The 15,924-nt window shown below is 35.5% G+C and carries 17 protein-coding genes and 1 pseudogene; all 18 read right to left on the reverse strand.

All coding sequences use genetic code 11. From position 1 onward, the window contains the following. Positions 1-121: 121 nt before the first annotated feature. The 18 genes and pseudogenes from AC0L8O_RS13115 to spoVE all read right to left on the reverse strand — a co-directional run bounded on the left by AC0L8O_RS13115 (position 122) and on the right by spoVE (position 15,868). Positions 122-898 carry a YlmH family RNA-binding protein gene (locus AC0L8O_RS13115; RefSeq protein ID WP_264143868.1) on the reverse strand — a complete coding sequence of 259 codons (777 nt, stop codon included), beginning with the start codon at positions 896-898 and terminating at the stop codon, positions 122-124. Positions 899-1,030: 132 nt separating this feature from the next. Next, positions 1,031-1,294: a YggT family protein gene (locus tag AC0L8O_RS13120; protein WP_078434417.1), complete on the reverse strand. Its 264-nt coding sequence runs from the start codon at positions 1,292-1,294 to the stop codon at positions 1,031-1,033. Between the two features lie 6 nt (positions 1,295-1,300). Then, positions 1,301-1,750 (reverse strand): cell division protein SepF, encoded by a 450-nt coding sequence (locus tag AC0L8O_RS13125; protein WP_264143867.1) that lies wholly within the window; start codon positions 1,748-1,750, stop codon positions 1,301-1,303. Position 1,751: 1 nt separating this feature from the next. Beyond that, positions 1,752-2,438 (reverse strand): YggS family pyridoxal phosphate-dependent enzyme, encoded by a 687-nt coding sequence (locus AC0L8O_RS13130; protein ID WP_473448538.1) that lies wholly within the window; start codon positions 2,436-2,438, stop codon positions 1,752-1,754. A 3-nt stretch (positions 2,439-2,441) separates the two neighbouring features. Next, positions 2,442-3,278, reverse strand: coding sequence for a peptidoglycan editing factor PgeF (pgeF, locus tag AC0L8O_RS13135; protein WP_264143865.1), 837 nt, complete (start codon positions 3,276-3,278; stop codon positions 2,442-2,444). Between the two features lie 92 nt (positions 3,279-3,370). Continuing rightward, positions 3,371-3,649: a YlmC/YmxH family sporulation protein gene (locus AC0L8O_RS13140; RefSeq protein WP_026559437.1), complete on the reverse strand. Its 279-nt coding sequence runs from the start codon at positions 3,647-3,649 to the stop codon at positions 3,371-3,373. A gap of 285 nt (positions 3,650-3,934) precedes the next feature. After that, entirely contained in the window at positions 3,935-4,816 is an 882-nt protein-coding gene (gene sigG / locus AC0L8O_RS13145; protein ID WP_264143864.1) for an RNA polymerase sporulation sigma factor SigG, read from the reverse strand. A 41-nt stretch (positions 4,817-4,857) separates the two neighbouring features. Next, positions 4,858-5,577, reverse strand: coding sequence for an RNA polymerase sporulation sigma factor SigE (sigE, locus tag AC0L8O_RS13150; protein WP_078434421.1), 720 nt, complete (start codon positions 5,575-5,577; stop codon positions 4,858-4,860). A 123-nt stretch (positions 5,578-5,700) separates the two neighbouring features. After that, positions 5,701-6,630, reverse strand: coding sequence for a sigma-E processing peptidase SpoIIGA (gene spoIIGA / locus AC0L8O_RS13155; RefSeq protein ID WP_473448542.1), 930 nt, complete (start codon positions 6,628-6,630; stop codon positions 5,701-5,703). Positions 6,631-6,908: 278 nt separating this feature from the next. Beyond that, on the reverse strand, positions 6,909-8,060 hold the full coding sequence (ftsZ, locus tag AC0L8O_RS13160; protein WP_078434423.1) for a cell division protein FtsZ: 1,152 nt from the start codon (positions 8,058-8,060) through the stop codon (positions 6,909-6,911). 44 nt (positions 8,061-8,104) lie between these two features. Beyond that, positions 8,105-9,391, reverse strand: coding sequence for a cell division protein FtsA (gene ftsA, locus AC0L8O_RS13165; RefSeq protein ID WP_473442885.1), 1,287 nt, complete (start codon positions 9,389-9,391; stop codon positions 8,105-8,107). A 165-nt stretch (positions 9,392-9,556) separates the two neighbouring features. Next, positions 9,557-9,922 (reverse strand): small basic family protein, encoded by a 366-nt coding sequence (locus tag AC0L8O_RS13170; protein ID WP_026560460.1) that lies wholly within the window; start codon positions 9,920-9,922, stop codon positions 9,557-9,559. 90 nt (positions 9,923-10,012) lie between these two features. Beyond that, a pseudogene (locus tag AC0L8O_RS13175) lies at positions 10,013-10,603 on the reverse strand (DUF881 domain-containing protein); the annotation flags it as partial. Between the two features lie 200 nt (positions 10,604-10,803). Further along, a complete protein-coding gene (locus AC0L8O_RS13180) occupies positions 10,804-11,505 on the reverse strand; it encodes a DUF881 domain-containing protein (RefSeq protein WP_473448876.1) in 702 nt (233 codons plus the stop codon). Beyond that, a complete protein-coding gene (locus tag AC0L8O_RS13185; RefSeq protein WP_473442887.1) occupies positions 11,495-12,283 on the reverse strand; it encodes a cell division protein FtsQ/DivIB in 789 nt (262 codons plus the stop codon). The genes AC0L8O_RS13180 and AC0L8O_RS13185 overlap by 11 nt, the downstream gene beginning before the upstream one ends. A 208-nt stretch (positions 12,284-12,491) precedes the next feature. Continuing rightward, positions 12,492-13,400, reverse strand: coding sequence for a UDP-N-acetylmuramate dehydrogenase (gene murB, locus AC0L8O_RS13190; protein WP_473442889.1), 909 nt, complete (start codon positions 13,398-13,400; stop codon positions 12,492-12,494). A 35-nt stretch (positions 13,401-13,435) separates the two neighbouring features. Further along, positions 13,436-14,527: an undecaprenyldiphospho-muramoylpentapeptide beta-N-acetylglucosaminyltransferase gene (murG, locus tag AC0L8O_RS13195; protein WP_473442891.1), complete on the reverse strand. Its 1,092-nt coding sequence runs from the start codon at positions 14,525-14,527 to the stop codon at positions 13,436-13,438. A 195-nt stretch (positions 14,528-14,722) separates the two neighbouring features. Beyond that, on the reverse strand, positions 14,723-15,868 hold the full coding sequence (gene spoVE / locus AC0L8O_RS13200; protein ID WP_078435323.1) for a stage V sporulation protein E: 1,146 nt from the start codon (positions 15,866-15,868) through the stop codon (positions 14,723-14,725). Positions 15,869-15,924 lie beyond the last annotated feature (56 nt).

The following is a 15,924-nucleotide window of genomic DNA, read 5'->3' on the forward strand; positions in this document are numbered from 1 at the left end:
GCCACCTCCAATATGTAGTGAAATAGTTAATCCTTGACAACATTATAAATCATATTTCGACATGTTTGTTGAAAATCCTGCTATTTCTTTTAAATTATTTTATTATATGATAGCACAAACTTTATTTTTGTTTCCTAACGACAATCCTAACTCGATCTTTTTTCGTTCTTCCTTCAACGGAAGTCAATTTACTTCTTCCATATCCTCGTATTGATAAAGTATCCCCATCTTGACATTCAAAAGATGCTGAATCAACGACTTTCCAATTCACCTTTACATGGCCATTGGTGATCAAAGGTTGAATTTTTTGACGTGATAAATTATATATAGCTGCTCCTACCACATCTAGTCGTAACGAAGAAACAGTTGTGACCATTTCTTGTACCTCTTCTTTGTTAGGAATGAATTGATAAGAATCAATTTCTTTCAAAGATATCTTTGCACGGCCAATCTCTTTAAAATTCGCACTAAGATACTCAGAGATCTCGGTCGCACATATAAAGTGAACTGTATCATTATGAAAACGAATGTCTCCAAACTTACTGCGTTTTAATCCAAGGCTCATTAAAGATCCTAATACTTGCCTATGTTGCAAGGTAATAAATTTAGAGGCATATTGTACTTCAAACAAAGCTAGTTTAAAATCTTCCTCTGATACTTGATAATAATCAGGATAGAGGAAAGCTCGCTTTCTTTCTGTATCCTCAACACCACCTGAAAAGGATACCTTCACATCTATATGTTCTCCTATAACAGAAGAGACGATTTCCTGTTCACGAGGATCTAAAAAATCTGTTAATTTTGGACTGTATTGATTTAGAACGTTTTCTTTCCACTCTACTACTTGATCAATAAATTGCCGTTCTTCATGTCGAAAATGTTGATAAATTTGATTCATAATTCAACTCCGTTATATAAAAAGTGTCACATACTAAATATGAAAATTAGTTCGATCCCTTGATCTAACCTCAGTTCAAGAAATTTATCATCGTTCCAATATGATAAAAAAGAGGGACTATACTAATAGTCCCTAGCCAATCATTCTAAATATTGAAGAAACCCCATATTGAGCAAAACGTAAAGCTAAGATTGCGACAATTGGTGAAATATCAATCATTCCTAATGGAGGAATAATTTTTCGGAAAGGCTCTAAATACGGTTCACAGATTTTAGCCAAGAATTGGCCAAAACCTGATTCTCTAGCTCCAGGAAACCACGATAGTAATATGTATACGATAAGCGCATACGAGTAGAACGTGATTAGAGTGTTAATTAAACTTAACAATATACTCATGTTTGCCTACCACCTTTGATGATCATCTTCTGATACTAATTCAGATATTGCTCCCGATACATCCACATTATCAGGGGTGCATAAAAAGATATCGGTGCCAATTCGTTGAATATCCCCACCTATTGCATAAACAGTACCACTCAGAAAATCCACTATCCGTTTTGCTTGATCTCTTTGTATACTTTGTAGATTAACAACAACAGCACGACGATTTTTTAATTGATCGGCAATTTCCTGTGCTTCTGCATACACCCTAGGCTCGCTTAAAACAACTTTAGACGATTTCTGAACACTTTGCAAACTTACAACATTTTGTTTAGTTGATTGTGGCGTTTTATTTGGAAAAGCCTGTGGCTGTGGAGCCTCATATTGCGGTTCTTTCATTTCAGGTTCCTCATATTCATATTCTTCGTCATCTAAGGCAAAAAAGCTTTTAAATCTATTTTTAATTGACATATTATACACCTCCAGTTTCGTTTCCAACAAGTGACGTACCAATTCTTATATATGTCGCACCTTCCTCAATCGCTATCTCATAATCATTTGACATTCCCATTGATAACTCGTGACAAGGTGCTGATGGTAATTGTAAAGCTTGTACATCATGTTGAAGTTGTCTTACCTTTTTAAAGCAATTTCTTATAACTTCTTTATCTTCTGTGTTTGGCGCCATTGTCATTAGCCCAACAACTTGAATATGTTGATAATGAGTTAACTGCTGAATAAAATCAACAAGTTCCTCTGGTGAACAGCCATGTTTAGATTCTTCTCCAGAAGCATTTACTTGTACAAAACATTTCATTGGTTTGGAAGATCTTTTATCAATTTCCTTCGCTAATGACAATCTGTCAAGAGAATGAATGAAATCAACTTTATCAATGATGTTTTTCACTTTACGTGTTTGCAGTGAACCAATAAAATGCCAGATTGGATCGTTTCCTAGTTCTTTTACCTTTTCATTCAGTCCATCATCACGGTTTTCACCTAGATGACGGACACCAGCTTCAAGAGCTGCCTTCGCACGTTGAACACTTACATATTTTGTTACGGCTATGACATTTATTTGTTTTGGAATTCTACCAACTCGTTGACAAGTAGTTTGTATTGTATGCTGAATAGCTTTGTAATTATCCTGAATGTTCATTTGTTAGAGGGTAACCTCCTCATTTATTCCAATAAAACTGAGCATTCTACCTGTTTTCCCATTATCTCTTCGATGTGAAAAAAACAATTCTTTCTCACAGCTTGTACAAAGATCTGAAACTAATACGTTTTCTTTGAGAATACCTGCATTTCTTAAATAATATTCATTAAGAAGCTTTAAATCTAGTTGATATTTTCCATTAGCCATTGGTTTATAGGGTATTGGTTTATAATCTAATACCCTTTTATCAATTGATGATATAACATGATCATCAACGACATAGCAGCAATCTCCTATTGAAGGGCCTATGGCAACATAAATATCGTCTGCATCTATACCTTCATTTAACCGCCACTTTCTCACCATTTCACCAGCTATATCTTTTACCGTCCCTTTCCAGCCTGCATGTGCTAACCCTATAAGAGAGTGTTTTGGAGCAATGAAGTACAAAGGAACACAATCTGCAAAACAAAGGGATAGCATAACTCCTTTTTCAGTCGTATAAACGCCATCACAAGCTGCTAATCCATCTTCGTAATTGAGTCTTCCCTTCCCACAACTGGATTTGTTCACCTTCATAATCCTGTTTGAATGAACTTGTTCAGCAAAGACCCATTTTCTGATTGAAAACGAGAGTGACTTCGCGAGAACTTCTCGATTCTCTCGAACATCTTCCGGCTGATCTTGTACATGAAGGCCAAGATTTAAAGATGTAAAGTTCCCCGTACTAACACCACCAGATTTTGTAGTAAAGCCAACTGTCAGACCCTTTATTAGCCTATTCCAATCTGTTAAAGTTAGATGGGTATCGTCTATTTGCTCAAAAACATTAGCTTTCATAAATGTTCAATCCTTATTTTCGACATTTAATGTATACTATTACTCTTTATTTTACCACATTTTCCCCACTACGTTTAGTATTGAGTGAGAAATTATTCATCTTGTATCTCATTTTGTCGATTCATTCTAACTAAAATGACATCTTCTCCAATTTTAACTATATTTCTCCAAGGAATGATAAATTCTTCTTCTTTCCCAAAGAAACCCAGCATTCTCCCATTGCCGTTAATTATAATAGCTTGTATCTTACCTGTTGTAACATTAATATCAAAATCTCCAATATTCCCCAATTTTTTCCCATCCGAAACGTTGACAACATCTTTTGTTTGGAACTCAGAAATATACATAAGCTTCCCTCCAATGTCCTTCATCGGTCGTCACAATTCACTAACTCCCCTCATACATATCTATGTTAGTTAGGGTACGAACTATTCAAAACAAGTAAATTATTTCTTGTATTTTATAATATAAATGATACTTATCACGATCAAAACACCACATCTTTATGTCTAGACTTACTTGGATGTCCTGTCCTTCGGCAGATCTTTAGAGGCAGTTATCTCCCAATTATCTTCTTCGCTTCTCTCTAATCTAAAGTGGAGTTTTACTGCCTGTTTAATGGATAAATAGAAAAAGGCTCCTCATAATGAGCAGCCCTAGTTTTGAATATTTTTATTCATTTGTTTGATTGCAGCTTTTTCAAGCCTTGACACTTGTGCTTGAGATATTCCGATTTCTTCGGCAACTTCCATTTGAGTTTTACCTTGGAAGAAGCGTTTTCTTAAAATTAACTTTTCCCGACTATTTAGGCGTCTCATGCCCTCTTTTAAAGCTAATTCCTCAATCCATTGAATATCGCGATTCTTTTCATCACTTAACTGATCCATAACAAAGATTGGATCTCCACCATCATTATAGATTGGTTCAAACAGTGACACCGGGTCCTGGATCGCATCAAGTGCGAACACAATCTCCTCATGAGGCACATCAAGCTCTTTTGATATTTCCTCTGCAGTAGGTTCCCTAGATGTTTCACTCATGAGTCGTTCTCTTACCTGAAGTGCCTTATAAGCAATGTCACGAAGTGAGCGGGATACCCGGATTGGGTTATTGTCTCTTAAGTATCTACGGATTTCTCCGATAATCATTGGTACAGCATATGTTGAAAATTTGACATTCTGGCCTAAGTCAAAATTATCGATGGATTTCATTAATCCTATACAGCCAACTTGAAACAAATCGTCAACAAACTCTCCTCTGTTGTTAAATCGCTGGATTACACTAAGTACCAATCTTAAGTTGCCATTTACCAGCTCTTCTCTTGCTGATAAGTCTCCGTTTTGCATTTGCTTAAATAGTTCTCTCATTTTCTCATTCTTAAGAACTGGAAGTTTTGAGGTATCTACTCCACAAATTTCGACTTTATTTCTTGTCACATTTTTCCCTCCTAACAGGAGTTGCTGTACAGAGTTAAGTATCTCCTCGACAGGAAAAAATATGCACAAGCTATATAGGTCAGTTGAAGCAGATATCCTCATCTTTATTGATATATTAGGCTTTGATAAGATAAAAAATTTTTTTACACCATTTTATTAAATTCTTTTTGCAATCTTTTAATAATTCTTTTTTCAAGTCTTGAAATATAGGATTGGGAAATTCCAAGCATATCTGCAACATCCTTTTGGGTTTTTTCTTCTCCACCCTGTAACCCAAATCGGAGCTCCATAATTTGTTTTTCTCGATCATTTAATTGCTGAAGAGCTTTTAAAAGCAATTTTCGATCTACGTTTGCTTCCAAATCCTTTGTAATAATATCATCTTCTGTTCCTAATACATCAGACAATAATAATTCATTTCCATCCCAGTCAATGTTCAGCGGTTCATCAAAAGACACCTCAGAACGAAGTTTGTTGTTTCTCCGTAAATACATTAAAATTTCATTTTCAATACAGCGGGATGCATATGTAGCAAGTTTAATTTTCTTTTCAGGATTAAATGTATTAACAGCTTTAATTAATCCAATTGTACCTATACTAATTAAATCCTCAATATTAATTCCTGTATTCTCAAATTTTCTAGCGATATACACAACAAGTCTAAGATTTCTCTCAATTAAAATTGATCTTGCCGCCTGGTCACCAGATGGTAGCTTTTGCAATAATACTTCTTCCTCTTCTTTCGAGAGAGGTGGCGGTAATGCTTCACTGCCTCCTATGTAGTATACCTCATCAGATTTAATACCAAGTTTTATTAAAAGCTTATACCATAAATAAGTAAGATGTAATTTTAATTTCTTCATTTTCCTCCCCCTCAAATCATAATTAATGACCAGTATTACATAACATTTACTAAATAATTTTCAAAAGAAATATACTCTGACGTACTAAATGGTTCTTTACAGAGTATGATAGAAGTAACATCACTAAGATACTTGCTGAATCGATGGTCCCTGAAGCATTTTCGGATGAACAATGCATTCATACGCATCCTCAGAGGATAATGTGGTACGGTTTAAACCAATAATTGTTTTTTGAACCTTTATGGTTTCATTTTTGGTTTCGATACAAACTTCATCAGGTTTAAAGCCTAAGAGAAATTGATGCTCACTTCCTACTACGCGATAAGGGATAATACGAACCCTATGTTCCCAAGCATGACCTTCGTTTTGTTCGCTCATTGCTTTCATTACATCATCCTGGATAGCTTGATGAACTAGAAGCTTTGGGAGAAATTCCTGTACTTTTAATGTATCGATAATCATGACAGGACTTCTTGTAATAGGATCAAACAGTTGGTTTCCACTATCAATAAGTCCTTTCAATGAAAACTGAATATTATCCACAGTAATCTGTACCTTTACTAACTGGTCATAATGGATTTTTTTAGTTTCAATTCCTTCTATGCTATTTCTAGCAAACAACCATAATACAGGAAAACCAATTAGAACAAATAACCAGCTAATTGGGTGACCAAAACCAGTCGAATTTGTCATTAAAACCCCTTCTAAATATGTCATTTCCTGCTGTAAAAAATAATGTATTCCAATCATTCCACCGCCAACCAAAAAAGTTACAACATAAAAGGTAAGCAGTCCTTGGAAGAAGAAACGGAATCTTTTAAAACCAAAAGCTGACAAAACCATTAAAACGGATATACACATTTTTCCTAATGGATGATTTGCAATAAAAGCTAATGGTGTAAACATCATTATTACAATACTTGATCCAATAAGAGCTGCCAAAACCATTCGTAATTTATTTGTTTTCCTTTTTAACACGATTGCTGTTAGAACAAGTAGAAGTAAATCAAAGGAAAAGTTTAAAAGCCAAATTACGTCTAAATAAATAGACATCTGTTACTCCTTTCCCCCGTGTCATTGAATCCCTCCTATTATCTATCCCATTTTATAGTAGATCAATAGATGAGCACCTGTTGGAACTAGTATAAATCCAATCCAATAGGAAGTCTGTCATTTACTGCCGAGAAACAGTAAGTATTTTTGATAGATTATCAGAATTTTTGTCGACAGGTTTGAATCATAGAAAAAGGGGAAGTTTGAGAAAGAATCATTTACTGTCTTAATCAAAAGAAGGTGAAAACAGAAAAAAAGAGTGCCAAAGGCACTCTTTTTTATCTGCGTTTGTTTCTATTTCTTAAAAATGTAGGTATATCCAATGCTTCATCTGTTTGTTGTTGAACATTACCTCGACTGATTGATTCTTGAACAGGTTCCTCACGATGAGCCTCACGTTTTGGAGCTGGTTTAGACACTGTACCACCATTACTACCAAATGAACGAGTACTTTGCGGCTTTAACGGGTTCATTTCTTGTTCAGTGAATCCAGTCGCAATAACTGTAACAATGATTTCATCTTTAAGGTTTTCATTAATAACGGATCCAAAAATCATGTTAACATCTTGATCTGATGCTGTAGCGACGATATCGGCAGCTTCCTGAACTTCATATAAACTTAAGTTCATTCCACCAGTAATATTCATTAGTACACCTTGCGCACCGTCAATTGATTTTTCTAATAAAGGACTTGAAATAGCTTTTTTAGCGGCCTCAGCAGCACGGTTCTCACCAGTTGCAACACCAATACCCATTAATGCTGAGCCACGGTTCGACATAATGGTTTTCACGTCTGCAAAATCAAGATTTATTAGGCCAGGTGTAGCAATTAAATCTGAAATACCTTGAACACCTTGTCGCAATACATTATCCGCTTCTCTAAACGCCTCAAGCATTGGCGTATTCTTATCGACAATTTCAAGTAGTCGATCGTTAGGAATCACGATTAAAGTATCAACAGATTCCTTCATAGATGTAATTCCGCCTGCAGCCTGCATTTGACGTTTACGACCTTCAAATGTGAAAGGTCTTGTTACAACACCCACTGTCAATGCCCCGAGATCTTTTGCTATCTGAGCGATAACAGGTGCTGCACCTGTACCTGTTCCACCACCCATACCAGCTGTTACGAATACCATATCCGCGCCTCTAAGCGCTTCTTCAATTTGTTCTCTACTTTCTTCAGCTGCTTTTTTACCAACCTCAGGATTTGCTCCTGCACCTAATCCTCTTGTTAGTTTTGAGCCAATTTGCATCTTAATTTCAGCTTTAGATAAATTTAATGCTTGAGCATCTGTATTAACTGCAATAAATTCCACACCTTGAACTCCGTGTTCTATCATTCGATTAACAGCGTTATTACCACCGCCACCAACCCCGATGACCTTAATGGTAGCTAAGCCGTCAATATTTGTATCAAACTCCAACATGCAAAATCCTCCTAATCCATCAAATGACTTCTAATTGATGTTAACTATTCAAAGAAGTAGCCAAAAAATTTCTTCACTTTGTTTACTTTTTTATCTTCTTGTTGCTTTTGAGGTTTTATTCTCTGTTGTGGCTGTGGTTCATTTGATGCAGCAACCTCAACTGCATCAACCGTAACATTTGATCCTATTTTTCTGCCTTGAATTTTAGCATTTTTATATGCAAATTGGATTAGACCCACTCCCGTCATATATTGAGGCTCTCTAACACCAATATAATCAGGACTTGCGATTCTCACACTATTTTGAAGGACTGCTTGTCCTAGTTCTAGGACCCCCGGCATTTTTACAGTGCCGCCAGTTAATACATATCCTCCCGGTAGTTCTTGAATTCCAAGTCTACTAAGTTCATGTAAAATAAGTTCGTAGATTTCTTCCATTCTTGCTTCAATAATATCCGCAAGCTCTAATTGATTAAATGTTCTTTTTTGGTCTGATCCAATTACAGAAGCATCAAAAATTTCATCTTCCGATGCATGGTCATAAAAAGCATGTCCATACTTCACTTTAAGACGTTCAGCTTCATCAGTAGTTGTACGTAGACCTATTGAAATGTCTTTTGTGATATTTTCACCACCGACCGGAAGCACACTTGTTGCAATTAAATGATTTTGATCAAATACTGCAATAGTGGTTGAACCGCCACCAATGTCAACTAATGCGACACCCAGGTTCTTCTCATCTTTGGATAATGCAACAGAACCTGCTGCCAATGGCTGTAAACAAATATCTGTTATTTCCAATCCGGCACGTTCTACACATCGTAATAAGTTATGTAAAATCGTTTTAGATCCAGTTATGATCGCGCCTTCCATTTCTAAACGTACACCAAGCATACCTCTTGGATCATTTATTTCATCTAGTCCATCCACGATAAACTGCCTTGGAATCACATCAATGATTTCCCTTTCTGGCGGTATTGAGACAACCTGAGCAGCCTCTATAACTCTTCTTACATCCTCATTTGTTATCTCACGATTTTCACTGGAAACAGCAACAACTCCATGACAGTCTTGGAGTTGAACATGGTTTCCTGTTACACCTACCACGACTCGCTTAAGGGAGATTCCAACCATTCTCTCGGCCTGTTCTACCGCTTTTTTAATAGAATGAACCGTTTCATCAATATCTACTATAGATCCTTTTCTAATTCCTTCTGATTTCACATTACCTACACCAATAATGTTTAAAGTATCATTTGTCATTTCACCAATAATTACTTTAACACTGGATGTACCGATGTCAAGACTTACAAATAATTCATTGTTGTTCATTCTAAGGCACCTCCCTATCTATCAATACTTTCTATTCTATTCTTTACAGAACAACATGACAATGAATCTAGCTTTACAGGTTTGTTACAAAATAATTTTTTAAGATAAACTTGATTTTTGGCTTCACTAGTGTTTATTCGTCAAATACTTAATATTTCCTTTAATTTATTCAACTTTTTTCAGTTTTCCACGAGAAATTGACCATTTTGAAATCAATATCCTTCTAATTACGGCAATGTTTTGAAAAAGCCTAACACCAAACGCAAACACAGCTACTAAATATAAGTCTACACCAATATGGACCCCGAGAAAAGCTAAACTTGCAGCCAAAATGATGTTAAAGAAAAAACCGGAAACAAATACCATTTCATCATAAATATCCTGCAAATGAGCTCGAATTCCACCTAATAAAGTATCAAGAGCTGCTAGTATGGCTATTGATAAATAATTTGAATATTCGGGGGGAATTCTTAACTCTGACACTAATCCTAAAAATACTCCTAATATGAGACCAAGAATTGGCAGCCACATATTAATCTCCCCTTCAACTATCTCTTTAGGCTTCATATTCCGAACACGAATCGAATCCTCGTATGCAGGAACGGTCAATTCATCAATTGGATCAGAGATTGTTAAACTTAAATTATCAATGGCAAAATCTTCGTCCGTTGTTGAAGCATTCATACGGTTATAAAGCTTGTCCACATCTTCTGAGATAACTTTAATTTCTATAGGATAGGAGTGCAAACTAAAATTATCTATTTTTGTTTGTCCATTAATATCTCTTATTACGGTTGAATTTATCAAGCGCCTACCTTGAATAGAAATTTCTTTTGCACCATACGAATTTAATTCATTTACCAGACGTTTTAGTAAATCCGGAGAAATATCCTGAATTTCTATCCCTAGAAGTTCCTCAGAAAACAACTTATCAATCGTTATAGTTATACCTGAACCTGTTACCTCCGTAAGTCCTGCCTCTTCCTTTAAAACGGCCAAAGTTTCTTTAAGAGCATTTTCAGGATCTGCACTGTCTTTGTTTTCATGAGACTCGATAACTTCATTATATTTCCGTATTTCAGATAACAACTCTAATTGAAGCTGCTGTTCCTTTTTCAAATCCTCTCTTAATTGCCACATATCACGTGTGTCTCTTTCAATCGGATTTTTTATTGTTTGATATTGAACTCCAAGCATTAACCCAAAAATCATCGTTAAAATTGTAAAACTAAGCCCTTTTTTCCCATTTGTTTCCTTCACCCTACCACCTATCAGTCTTAGAAAAACACGTCATGCCACCTGGAATAAAAGAAGTCGGTGTTTTTCCTTATACTTTTATCCTTTAATAAGTTTACACATTTTTAAAGTATAAAATAAACATTTAAGAATCTCATTACAAGACAGGACACGTATTATGAAGAACTTTGATCTTGAAGTAAAGGCTCCATAATAATTTGTTCTTTTTTCTCTAAAGTAACAACAATATTATCATATGCTAGTTGATCAACAATACCTCCATTTATATTCAATGCAGGTAATAATACATTTGGATCACCTATAGCTGCAATGATAAAGGGTGCAGGATATTGATTTCCATCAACCGTAATGACAGGGCCATTGCAATATATATACGAATGACTCGATAATCTTTGACCGTTTATTGAGATTGCGTCTGCTCCTGATATGTACAGCTCATTAATTACATTAAATATATGGCTTTCATGAACAATGTAATTGTTGACATTTTCGCCTTCAGGTACATAAGATGCATCCTCTAACGTAACCTGTACACCCTTTCCTTCTACCGCCAAGTCTCCTACATACATTCGAAATTTCTCTACATCTTCAACAAGATTATAGTACACCTGCGTCTCATCTTTTAAAGACTCTTCAATATTTTTAACTTCATCTTGTTTTTTGTTAAGTTCAGCTTGAAGTTCTTGATTTGTTTCTTCTTTTGCGATGAGTTGTGACCTTACCTCATATTCACGATTCCATTGTTCTGATGTAATGGATCCATCACGGCTTTTCTCTTTAGTTAGCTGATACGAATATGAAATTAGAAAACCAAGAACAAGAAGAATGAGTGAGAAAATGACATAGCTACCTCTCATTTTCATTAATTGTCTCATCCTCCTCCATAGTTGTTAGTGGTGTAAAAGATTCAAAATACGTACCAACTTCAAAATGTATGATTCCTTTACTATCTTCATCTAACTGACTGACTATTTTAGAATAAGTATTCATTTTCTTTGAAAAAGTTCGAACAGATGCCATTACTTCATATCCATCATTCATATAAAGATGAACTAGCCAAGGATCTGTTTTATCCGGAGTATGGTGAATTTCAGAAATAGAATTAAAAATACTTGGAGATAATTTCTTCAATTCACTCATCATTTCTTTGATATGTTCTTCTTTTTTCCAACCAATTAAAACCGGAGCATCTGCTGGAATATTTACAGTTCTTTCCTTAAGAACTTGTCCATTTTCAAGTATTGGCCTATATCCCTCTTGATCCTCAAGGTATGCCATACTTTCATATTCATTGACAACCAATACAACTTGATTAGGGAATTTTTTCTCTATCGTGGCTTTTTTAATCTGTAAATGCTCTTCAATGGATGTTTGAACATTTTTTGTATTAATATTCCAGAAGCCTGATGAGGTTGTTATTTCACTCAAATTGATAATTTCTTCTGCATCAACATGAACATTTCCTTCTACTTTAATACTGCCTACTTTACTTAATGGAGATTGAAAATAAATAACTAGTAATATTAGCAGAAAGAAAATAGATAAGAATGAAATAAGCCTTCGGTTCGTTTTCTGTTTTCGCTGGTGCTGTAATTTCGGTATGCGGTCTTCTAACGAAACAACTTTTTTCTCCAATCCGTTTCACCCCACCCTAGTTGAATGAGTCTAGGTAGATTTCTTTAAGCAAATAATTTGGCTCTTAAGTTAATGAAATTCTAATAATATGATCGTATAAAATAAACGGCATTTTAAAAATGCCGTTTATAAATCAAAAAAGATCATTTAGCCATTTTTACATTAGTCATTATAACACAATAAAAGGAAATAATGGGGAGTATTGTGACTAATTACGGCCAATTATTTCTACCTCTGTTTCCATCGGTATGTCGTATTTTTCGAGGATTGTTTTTTTAACAAATGCAATTAAATCAAGTACGTCTTGAGCAGTTGCTCCGCCAGCATTTACAATAAAATTACCGTGCATTTCAGAGATTTTCGCTCCCCCCAATTGGTATCCTTTCAGCCCTGCAGCTTCAACTAATTGACCTGCATAGTTCGGCAGAGGATTGCGGAAAATACTACCTGCACAAGGATAGTTCCACGGTTGGGTGTCTCTTCTGTAATCTTTATTTTTTTGCATGACAGCAACTATGTCTTCTTTTTCCCCTGTTTTCAGTTGTAAAACAGCTTCAATACATATACCTGGTCTTTTTTCCTGAAGTATCGACGTTCGATATGAAAAATCAAGTTCTTCATTTGATAACCATTGTATTGTACCATCATCAAATAAAATGCGTGCTTTTACAACAATATTGGACATGTCTGATCCGTGAGCACCTGCATTCATATACACTGCTCCACCAATGGACCCAGGAATTCCACTGGCAAACTCTAGGCCTGAAAATCCCTTTTTACTAATTATTGTTGCAAGCTTAATAACAGAACAACCTCCACCAACTGTAAGGATTTCTCCATTTAGATCAAAGTCATCCATTCCGGCTCCAAGTTTTATAACTGCTCCTTCAATTCCTTTATCTGCAACAAGCAAATTAGACCCTCTTCCTATGACCGTCCACTTAACATTATTATCTTTAATGATTTCTATTGCTTTACATAAACTATCTGTACTATTTGGTTCTATATATATATCGGCAGGACCACCGATTTTTATAGTTGTATGTTTGGCTAGTGGTTCATTTTCAAGGACTTTCCCAATATTCGCTTCTGTTAACTCATTAAATAAAGTTTTCATACTTTACCTCCCTATTCACGTAAATCTTTGCTGTTTTATTTAGATATATCTTTTAATACATCATATAGCCTACTTGCGGCATCTGGTATACCTAAATCTTTCGACGCTTTCTTCATTTTATTGAGTTTGAGTTCGTTGAGTAAAAGATTGTCTATTTGAGATATTAATATTTGACCGTTAAGATCTGATTCCTTGATTAAAATAGCTGCATCATGATCACTTAACGACCTTGCATTCACTTCCTGATGATTAGCTGTTACATATGGACTTGGAATAAGAATACTCGGTAATCCCAATGCTGTTATCTCAGCTAGTGATGTTGCACCTGCTCTTGAAACAATTAAGTCAACAGACGCTAATACTTCAGGCATATTGTGTATAAAAGGTTTGATGATTACATGTGCTGATTGGGTTAATGATTTCACTTCCTCAATCACCTTATCATAATGAACTTCCCCTGTCACATAGACTACTTGATATGGCTTTCCTTCTAAAGAAGGAATCATTTCCAATACAGCTTCATTTATGGCTTTTGCTCCACGGCTTCCCCCGAAAATGAGGACTGTTTTCTTATCTTTGTCCAATCCAAGAGATTCTCGCCCTTTCATTGCATTTTGACCGATCACTTCTGACGCACGTGGATTTCCAGTTAATACAACCTTATTTCCTGGAAAGTAACTTCTTGCCTCTTCAAAACAAATTGCCACCTTATCAACATACCGGGATAAAAACTTATTAGTTATCCCAGGCAAACTATTTTGTTCATGAATCACAGTTGGAATGTTTAATTTGGAAGCAGCATAAACCACAGGTCCGCAAACATATCCACCTGTTCCAATTACTACATCTGCTTTAAAATCTTTTAAATATCGTTTGCTTAATGAAACAGCTGTAATAAAACGTGTTATTGTTTTTATATTTTCAAGAGAAATCTTTCTTTTAAAACCTGAAATTTCTACCGATTTAAAAGGAATTCCCGCTCTATTCACAATATTATGTTCCAAGCCGTTTTCCGTGCCAATATATAAAAACTCAACATCTGAGTGGTGTTTTTTTATTTCATTAATTAACGCTAGTGCCGGATAGATATGTCCTCCAGTTCCTCCACCACTTACTACAACTCTCATTTTCTTTCCCCCATTAACTACAATTTAAGTTTTTTATCATTTTTAATGATAATGATACACTATGTAAATATAATAAGGCTGACCATTAAGGACTGCCAGAGATTAATGAAACCTCATGGATCTGTCACTTACCTAACGTCAGCCTCAATACCTTTATTTTATATGATAAACAACCTTTGATAAAACAAATTTCACTTAATACTTTGAATATCTGCTTACATTTAATAATACTCCCATTGCCATTAACATTAAAGTGAGCGAGGACCCTCCATAACTTAAAAAAGGGAGTGTAATTCCTGTAACCGGCATTAAGCCTGTTACAACGCCTATATTGATCATCACCTGAATAGCAACCATTGTAATAATGCCAATGGCTAAAAAGCTGCCATATAAATCTGGGGCACCGAGGGCTATTTTTACTCCCCTCCAAAGTAACAAGCCAAACAACAAAATGACTAATGACCCTCCTATAAAACCTAGTTCCTCTGCTAATATTGCAAAAATAAAGTCTGTTTGGGGTTCAGGTAAATAGAAGAACTTTTGGCGGCTTTGTCCCAGTCCTTGACCAAACAATCCTCCTGGTCCAATCGCATAAAGAGATTGAATAATTTGGAATCCACTTCCCAACGGATCTTCCCATGGGTCTAAAAATGATGTAATCCTCTTGATTCGGTATGGTGCAGATAATACGAGTCCAACAAATCCAGCAACTCCAAGAAGTCCAAGCCATACAAAGTGAATAACTCTTGCACCGGATACGAAAATCATGACAATACAAGTACCAACCATAACTGTACCTGTTCCCAAGTCAGGCTGGAGCATGATAATACCAAAAGCTGTAAAAACCAATCCTAACGATGGCAACAGACCTTTTTTAAAGGATGTAATTTTTTTCTGATTTTCTGATAAAAATTTAGCTAAAAATGCTATCATGGCCAATTTCATAAACTCAGAAGGCTGTATGGAAAAAGCTCCGACTCCAATCCAGCTTCTTGAACCGTTTCTTTCCATACCAATTCCAGGGATTAATACCGCGATTAGTAGAAAAAAACAAACAATGATGAGCATTTTTGCCCAGGTTCTCCATGTCCAATAATCGACATTCATTAAGAAAAACATAGCAATGACACCAACACCGGCAAATAAAAGCTGACGTTTTGCAAAGAAGAACGAATCATCGAATTTATACGTAGCCCACACAGCACTTGCACTGTATACCATTATCAGGCCAATTGTTAAGAGTAATAAGGTAAGGATAACTAAGATAAAATCTGGAGTAGACCTTTTCGCTGACAACGCCGAACACCCCTGTATCAGTTTATTAAGGGCTGTATGGCACATAGATCATGTCATATTAATAGCTACTAAACGATAGCATTAAAAGAGAATTCACCAAT

It is taken from the genome of Metabacillus sp. KJ11-3, from assembly GCF_055808295.1.